Below are 7,747 nucleotides of genomic sequence, written 5' to 3'. Positions count from 1 at the left end.
AAGCCATTGGGCCAACCGCACCCATGCCACAGCCGGCTGCGCCGTGGCCTTTTTCGGATCCAGAATATCGGAGGCCTCGGCATTGAAGTCGAAGATCTCCATGGCGTGATACTGGTTGCCCACATAGGGCTGATAGTCGCCACCAAGGGGATTGTTATAGAACAATGGCACCTCGAACGGCATGAAGACCCGGCCGTTTTCCACGCGAGCGCCGATCGTGAAGGGCTCGCCCTTGTCGTTTCGCACGAAAGTGGGACGCTGGTTCACCGGATCGTTGGCGATGTGCAGCACATCGACCGTCTTGCCGGTCCAGGGATTGTCCCACGTGCGCAGCACCTTGCCGGTCTTGGGATCAAGATAGAGCATCAACTCCCGGCTAACCAGGCGGTAGCCAACGCCCTTGACCGGATCATTGACCGTCACGCAGGCCCGCACATTCATCCCCTCGAGGTTGAACAACAGCCGGTCCGGTTCGCCAGGCACGCGGGAGTAGCCACGGCCGGACCAGTGGTAGACCACCGGCTCATTGTCGACCATCGAACACTGGAACTTGCGCGAGACCTGAAGCGCTTCTTCTGGCTTGGCGATGTCGAGTAGTTTGGGCGCCTTGGCCGGTGCGGCCATGGCCGCGAGCGGCGCCATCAGCGCGGCGGCGGCGAACATCCAGATCTTGGTCATGACAGGCCCCTTGAGTGGTGAGATCGAGCTAGAACGGTTTGGTCGCGCCCAGGAAACAGACGCTGGCGATGGTGAGCCAGTAGACATAGGCCATGAGCCGTCCGAGGCTGATTTCCCGAGCAAGTGCAGCTTCTTCGGCGGGATTTGGGCCTTCGGCCAGGCGGCGGAAACGGATGGTCCAGGCGCGCATGATGAAGCGCAGACCCAGGCCGATGCAAAGGGCGAAGGCGTATAGGGCCATCTTGGCCCCGTACCAGAGTGTGCCCGGTCCGATATCCAGGGGACCATAGCCCAGCATCGAGGCGATGCTGACCAGGAAGAGGCCGGGGATCACAACATAACGGATCGCCTCGTCAATCTTTGTGAGCCTCAGTCCCAGATCGGTTTCCCGTGTGAGAAACGCAGACCAGGTCAGGCTGATCCACGCGATGAAGATGACCCACATGGCGATCAGTTGCGCGCCATCCAGGGGGACAAAGCCGTAGATCGTGCCCATGTGCAGCCCCAGCGGCAGCAACAGGATGATCCCGGTCCGCGCCAGAATGTCGATGCGGTAGGCAGTCTCCATGTGGCGCCGACGCTCGTCCAGCGCGAGGGTGGGGTTGGTGACATTGTACGAGGTCTGAAAGACCCCCCACTCACCGCCCAGCCAGTAGACCATGGCCAGGATGTGCGCCCAGCGCAGGACTTCCAGCTCGCCTATGTGCACGGGGCTTCCCCCTTCCGGACGATCGCGGGCCGCAGTCGGAGAAGCGTCGGTTCCGGCATCGGCTGCTCCTCCCCCTGGATTGAAATGATATATCAATAGATCATTTGTCCGGACAACTCGTCAATCCCGCTGCGCTCGATTTCAGCCCTGAACTTTCGCCTTGCGCGACGGGGCCGACGGCTTCAAATGATATAAGACTAGATCATTTGTCTCGGGAGCTGCGATGACGACGGCCCTGATCTCTCTGATGCACGTGCTGGTGTTCGTCTACTGGCTGGGCGGGGATCTCGGGGCGTTCTACACCTCGCGCCTGGTCAGCGATCCGGCGCGGCCGGTCGCCGCCCGGATCGCGGCGGCGCAGGCCCTGACCGCGCTGGATATGGCGCCGCGCACCGCACTGATCCTGGCGCTGCCGACGAGTGCGACCCTGGCGAACGCGACGGGGCACATCGTCCTTCCGACCGAGGCGATTGCGGCGATCTGGGCGCTGTCACTGGCCTGGCTTTGGCTGGCATGGCGCATCCACCTGAAACACATTCCCCCGGGCGCCGCGGTGCGGCGGCTGGATCTCGCGATACGCTGGCTGATGCTCGCCGGCCTGGCCGGCGTCGGTTTCGGGATCGTCACGTCTGCAATCAGCGCGCCGTTGTTTGTGGGTCTCAAGCTGCTGGTTCTCGCCGCCGCGATCGGCACAGGCCTTTGGGTTCGTCGACTCATTTCGCCCTTCGGACCGGCTTTTTCGACCCTGGTGACAACGGGCCCGACCCCCGAGGTTGATCAGACCATCACCCGAAGCCTCGCGCGCGCACGTCCGGTGGTCATGCTGATCTGGGGCCTGCTTCTCACCGCCGCCTTCCTTGGATTCTGGAGACCGCAATGAGTGTCGCCAACCTCCCCCCCCGATCGGCGTCCGCCGACGCCTTCCGTCAGCTTCTGGGCGCCGACGCGGTCAGCGAAGATCTGGCCCGCCGGACACTGCTCAGCCAGGACATCTGGCGCGCCGGTGAGAGCATCGCCGAGCTGGTCGTGGCCCCGAGAGACACAGGGTCGCTCAGCCGCGCCGTCGCGGAGGCGACAGGCCGACAGATGGCCGTTGCCATTCGCGGAGGCGGCATGAGCTATACGGCCGGCTACACACCTGGCGCACTCCCCACGGTGATGATCGACCTGACACAGATGGATCGCGTCCTCGAAGTCAGCGCCGCAGACATGACCGTGACGGTTGAGGCGGGCTGCACGTGGAAGACCCTCTACGAGACGCTGAAGCCCATGGGACTGAGGACGCCGTTCTGGGGTCCATTGTCAGGTATCTCCTCAACGATCGGTGGCGGGCTGTCGCAGTTGAACGCCATCTTCGGCGCAGGCCACTACGGCACCACCAGCGAGAGCGTCGTCGGCGTGGCCGTGGTTCTCGCGGACGGACAGGTGCTAAGGACGGGCGCAGCAGGCAAGGGGCCTCATCCCTTCTATCGCCACTACGGACCTGATCTGACCGGCCTTTTCTGCGGTGATGCGGGCGCGTTCGGGGTGAAGGCTGAGATCACATTACGCCTGATCCGCGCGCCCGCGCACGAGGGCTGCGCATCGTTTGCTTTCGCCGAGGCCAGGGCCCTCTTCGAGGCCGGCGCCGAAATCACCCGTGCGGGCGTCACCAGCGAGTTGATCGGCTTTGACCCGGCGCTGGCCGACGTTCGGGTGCGCAGGGCGTCAATCCTGTCGGGCGTGATGGCCATGGGGTCGGTGGTCAAGAGCGGCGGGTCGCTGACCAAAGGGCTCAAGAACGCCTTCAGCATGGCCGTCGCCGGTCGCGGCTTCCTGTCCGAGTCGGAGTGGTCGCTGCATCTGGTGGCGGAAGGCCGGTCGCAGGCCGCGGTGGAGGCCGACCTGGCCGAGGTGCGACGAATTGCGCTGGCCGCCGGCGGACGCGAGACAGAGGCCACGATCCCAAGGGTGATCCGCGCCCAGCCCTTCACCCCGCTCAACAATATCCTGGGCCCGGATGGCGAGCGCTGGGTCCCGGTGCACGGAATTGTCTCCCTCTCGCAGGCCGAGCCCTGCCGTCAGGCGATCGAAGGCCTGTTCGCCAGCCTGGCGCCGCGCTTCGAGGCGGCTGGCGTCTACACCGGCATGATGCTGACGACGCTGTCAACAAACGCGTTCCTGATTGAGCCGGTGTTCTTCTGGCCCGAAGCGCGACGCGAAATTCACGAGGCCACGGTAGAAGGCGGCATGCTGGCGAAGCTTCGCAGATACGACGCCAATCCGGTCGCGACCGCCCTGGTCGCCGAAGCCAGGCAAAGCGTGGTGGCCGTGTTCGAGACGTTCGGAGCCGCCCACTTCCAGGTGGGTCGCACCTATCCCTGGATGGTCAGCCGCGATGCCGCCAGCCAGACCTTGGTGCGCGCGGTCAAGGTCGCGGTCGACCCGACCGGTCAACTGAATCCGGGAGGGCTTGGCCTTTGAGACGGTTAGCGGCGCGCAACCCCCGAACGGGCGCGCTGGATTTCAGTTTTGAGGTGACAGCCGCCCCAGCCGTTGTCGAGGCGACGTCAAGGGCGCGGCGGGCTCAGCCCGCCTGGGCCGCGCTCGGCTTCGCAGGCCGCGCGTCAGTCATGGCCCGGTTCGCCGCCGAGCTCACGGCGCGGCGAGAAACAATCCAGGCGGCACTGGAGACCGACACAGGACGACGCCGCATCTCCGGTCAGGAAATTGACAGCGTGATCGGAGCCATTGCGGGCTGGAGCGCCATGGCGCCGACGCTAATGCCCGAAGGCTGGGTCGACGGTCGCGCCATGCCCGCCGTTCGCCATGCACCCAACTGGCGACCCTATGCCCTGGTCGGGGTAATCAGTCCCTGGAACTTCCCGATGCTGCTGGGGATGATCGATGCGGTTCCCGCGCTGACAGCCGGCTGCGCGGTGATCGTCAAACCCTCGGAGGTCACGCCCCGTTTCGTGGGGCCTTTGCGTGACGCCATCGCCGCCACGCCTGGGCTGGAGGCCGTTCTTCAGATCCTCCCGGGCGACGGCGAGACCGGTCAGGCGCTGATCGATGAGGTTGATTGCATCTGCTTCACCGGCTCGGTCGCGACGGGTCGCAAGGTCGCGCTGCAGGCGGCCGGACGCCTGATCCCTGCCTTCCTGGAGTTAGGCGGCAAGGATCCCCTGATCGTTCTGGCGGACGCCGACCTGGAGGCGGCGACCGACGCGGCGCTGCGCGGCTCGGTGCTGTCCACGGGCCAGGCCTGTCAGTCAATCGAACGCATCTATGTGCAACGGGGAATCTACGGCGCGGTCGTGGAACGCCTGACGATGAAGGCCAACGCGGTTGGCCTGAACTGGCCCCAAATCGACAGCGGCGAAGTGGGCCCGATCATCTTCGCGCGACAGGCCGAGATTCTGGCGGCCCAGATCGCAGACGCCCAGGCGAAAGGCGCACGCGTACTTGCTGGGGGAGAGATCGAGCACCACGGCGGCGGGTTATGGTTGCGCCCCACCGTATTGGTGGACGTCACTCACGAGATGGCCGTGATGCGCGACGAGACCTTTGGCCCGATCCTGCCGATTATGGCCTTCGATACACTCGATGAGGCCGTGGCGCTGGCCAATTTCGGCGAGTTCGGCCTGTCGGCGGCGGTCTTTGCCGGAACCCTGGAGGCGGCGGAGGCGGTGGGTCGGCGGCTGGACGCCGGAGCTATCAGCCTAAACGACGCTGCGCTGACCGCGGTCTTCTACGAGGCGGCCAAACAGAGCTTCAAGGCGTCCGGGGTCGGGCCATCACGGATGGGCGCCGACGGACTGGCGCGCTTCTTCCGGCGACAGGCGCTGATCGCCAACACGGGACAACCGCTGCCGCTCTCGGCCTTCCGGGAGAGCAGCTGACAGGAACGCGTGCGAGGCGGTTACCACCGCCTCGCACGCCGGGGCCTAGAACTTCCGCTGAATGCTGAAGGTGTACTTGCGCGGTTCGCCGTAGAAGGCGCCGTTGAAGATCGAGGTGATGTAGGTCTTGTCAGAGCAGTTCTTGCAGTCCAGCGTGGCCTTCCACAGCTGATCATCGGTCACAAAGCTGATTGATCCGTTCAGCAGGGTGTATTTGCCCGAGTAGCTGTTAAGCGCCGTCGGCGTGCGTGTCGAAGGCGCCGAGTTGGACGCTGTCGTCCAGTAGCCGCCGTTGTAGTTGGCTTCGCCCGAGATCTTGAATGATCCACCCAGTCCCTCGATCGGGATGGTCCAGACACCGCCCACGGCCATGGTGCGCTTCGGGAAGCGCGAGAGTTCGTCAGCGGCGTCGATGGCGTTGATAAAGGCCCCCGCCGTACATCCCGAGGGCAGGGCCAGGTTCACCGTGCCAGCGGGACAGAACGAGTTCGCCCGCGGATTGACACGGGTATACTTGCCTTCCTGGAAGCCGGCGGTGCCGAACAGTTCCAGATTGGTGATTGGCCGGGCGACCACTTCCAGCTCGACACCCTTCACCTCGATGTCGCCGGCGTTGTCCTGGGTCGACAGCGTTGAACCAGGCGTTGGGCCAGGCGTGGTGTAGGAGAGCTGCAGGTTGTCGGTCTCGGCATAGAAGGCCGTCGCATTGACCCGCAGACGGCGCTCAAACAGCTCGGTCTTGAGGCCGGCTTCGTAAGACCAGGTTGTCTCCGGCGTCATCGAGCGGAATTCCTGGGGACGATAGGCGGTACGCGAGTTCCAGCCACCTGCCTTGAAGCCCCGTGTGGCGCTCACATAGATCAGGGTGTCTTCGTTCGGTTTGAAGTTCAGAGCCACCCGCGGGGTGAGGATGTCGGTGTTGAGTTTCGTGTCGATGCCGGCCGTCTTCAGATTGGCTGTCGTCATACCGCCCTGGGGCGTCGACTTAAGATCGACGGTCTTTTCTTCTACGGTGTATCGGGCGCCGGCCTGCAGCGAGAACTGGTCAGTGAACTGGTAGTCCACCTGGCCGTAGGCAGCCCAGCTGGTGGTGTCGTTGTCGATATGGCGCGAGCTGGAGTACCCCGGCGCGCCATTGCAGCTGAACTGTCCGTCACCCGTAAAGCCACGGCTGCAGCTGATCGGGTTGGTGCCCGGGATCGGCAGGATCTGGCCGGTGAGCGTTGTGTTCTCTTCGCGGAAGAAGAAAACGCCGCCCACATACCGCAGCGCTCCGCTCTCACCGCTGACTTTGAACTCCTGGGTGAAGACATTGTACTGGCCGTCATTGGTCAGGACGAAGGGCAGCGGATTGGCCGCAGCCGTCGGCAGCGAGAAATCGATCACGAATTCCTGGTCGACGGTACGCGCGCCGGTGATGGCGTTCACCGTCAGCTCGCCCATCTTCCATTCGAGGTTGGAAGTGATGGAGGTCGAGCGGGTCTTGTTGCGCTGGCCGCGGTTGGCGAGGGCGTCCAGCAGCACGCTCTCGCTTTCGCCGGCCTGGGCCACCTGGGATCGGGTGTTGCGCTGCTGACCCAGGATCGACCGGAGATAAAGGCCGTCAGACGTCAGGTGTTCGAGAGAGACATCCCACATCACGTCTTCGGTAGGCAGATAGCGCACCGCTGCGCGTAGACCGAGGTTCTTGGCGCCGTTGAATCGTTCGCCATTGGTGATGTTCTTCAGCCAGCCGTCGTCCCTGTCATAGAAGGCCGAGAACTTGGTCAGGATCTTGTCGGAGATCGGCGCATCCAACGAACCGCGAACCTGACGCTTGTCGAAGGAGCCGAACGCACCCGAGACAAATCCGCCGAACTCGGTTCCGGGCTTGCGGGTGATGACGTTGATGGCGCCGCCAGTGGAGTTTCGGCCGAAAGTGGTGCCCTGCGGGCCGCGCAGCACTTCGATCCGCTCAACATCGAACAGGGCGTAGTTGTTGACGTTCTGGCGTGGAATGATCACGTCGTCGACGTAGGTGGAGACCGCCGGGTCCAGCGTGGCGATCTGTTCGGTCGAGCCCAGACCGCGCAGGAAGTAGGTGTTGGCCGATCCCGTGCCGGTGTTGTTGTGGCCGACCAGGTTGGGAATGGTGCGGACCAGATCGACTGTCGAGGAGATCTGGCGCTGTTCCAGCTGGTTCGACGTGAACGCGGAGACTGTCACGGGCACGCCCTGGAGGTTTTCCGCCCGGCGCTGGGCGGTGACGATCACTTCTTCAACCGCGGCCGGGGCAGTCTGGGCCAGTGAAGGCGCCGCGATTGCAGCGAAAGACGTTGCGGACACAGTCATCAACAGGATGCGACGAAGTTTCATGCCGGTATTCCCCTGGGTGCGCCCGCCGCCAACCACGCTTGGCGAATTGAGCGAATGGTATATGTTTATACCAACTAAAGGTCCGGACAAATCCCTTGCCGGGCTGGCGCATGGCGTTGATGTG

The 7,747-nt window shown here is 64.1% G+C and carries 6 protein-coding genes; 3 read left to right on the top strand and 3 right to left on the bottom strand.

What is annotated here, in order from left to right:
- Positions 1 to 678 (bottom strand): DUF1838 family protein (locus ACIQ42_RS12980; protein ID WP_397422623.1); only part of this gene is annotated, 678 nt, incomplete at its 3' end.
- A 28-nt stretch (positions 679 to 706) separates the two neighbouring features.
- Entirely contained in the window at positions 707 to 1,387 is a 681-nt protein-coding gene (locus ACIQ42_RS12975) for a hypothetical protein (protein ID WP_397422622.1), read from the bottom strand.
- Positions 1,388 to 1,610: 223 nt separating this feature from the next.
- Here ACIQ42_RS12975 and ACIQ42_RS12970 point away from each other — a divergent pair, with 223 nt between their 5' ends.
- The 3 genes from ACIQ42_RS12970 to ACIQ42_RS12960 are packed head-to-tail and all read left to right on the top strand — an operon-like array spanning position 1,611 to position 5,268.
- Positions 1,611 to 2,267 carry a hypothetical protein gene (locus tag ACIQ42_RS12970; protein ID WP_397422621.1) on the top strand — a complete coding sequence of 219 codons (657 nt, stop codon included), beginning with the start codon at positions 1,611 to 1,613 and terminating at the stop codon, positions 2,265 to 2,267.
- Entirely contained in the window at positions 2,264 to 3,850 is a 1,587-nt protein-coding gene (locus tag ACIQ42_RS12965; protein ID WP_397422620.1) for an FAD-binding oxidoreductase, read from the top strand. The genes ACIQ42_RS12970 and ACIQ42_RS12965 overlap by 4 nt, the downstream gene beginning before the upstream one ends.
- A complete protein-coding gene (locus ACIQ42_RS12960) occupies positions 3,847 to 5,268 on the top strand; it encodes an aldehyde dehydrogenase family protein (protein ID WP_397422619.1) in 1,422 nt (473 codons plus the stop codon). Before ACIQ42_RS12965 ends, ACIQ42_RS12960 begins: the two co-directional genes overlap by 4 nt.
- 45 nt (positions 5,269 to 5,313) lie before the next feature.
- Here the strand turns inward: ACIQ42_RS12960 and ACIQ42_RS12955 are convergent, their stop codons facing one another.
- The gene (locus ACIQ42_RS12955; RefSeq protein WP_397422618.1) at positions 5,314 to 7,623 is read right to left on the bottom strand and encodes a TonB-dependent receptor; all 2,310 of its coding nucleotides are present in this window, start codon (positions 7,621 to 7,623) and stop codon (positions 5,314 to 5,316) included.
- Positions 7,624 to 7,747 lie beyond the last annotated feature (124 nt).

Origin of the sequence: Phenylobacterium sp. (genome assembly GCF_044372605.1) — a bacterium.
Taxonomy (GTDB): domain Bacteria; phylum Pseudomonadota; class Alphaproteobacteria; order Caulobacterales; family Caulobacteraceae; genus Phenylobacterium.
Note: the sequence above shows the minus strand (reverse complement) of the source record. Positions and strands in the feature narration are given on the sequence as shown.

Excerpts from the sequence above, each read along its gene's own strand:
- ACIQ42_RS12970 (WP_397422621.1), top strand. The coding sequence starts at position 1,611 with ATGACGACGGCCCTGATCTCTCTGATGCACGTGCTGGTGTTCGTCTAC.
- ACIQ42_RS12965 (WP_397422620.1), top strand. The coding sequence starts at position 2,264 with ATGAGTGTCGCCAACCTCCCCCCCCGATCGGCGTCCGCCGACGCCTTC.
- ACIQ42_RS12955 (WP_397422618.1), bottom strand. The coding sequence starts at position 7,623 with ATGAAACTTCGTCGCATCCTGTTGATGACTGTGTCCGCAACGTCTTTC.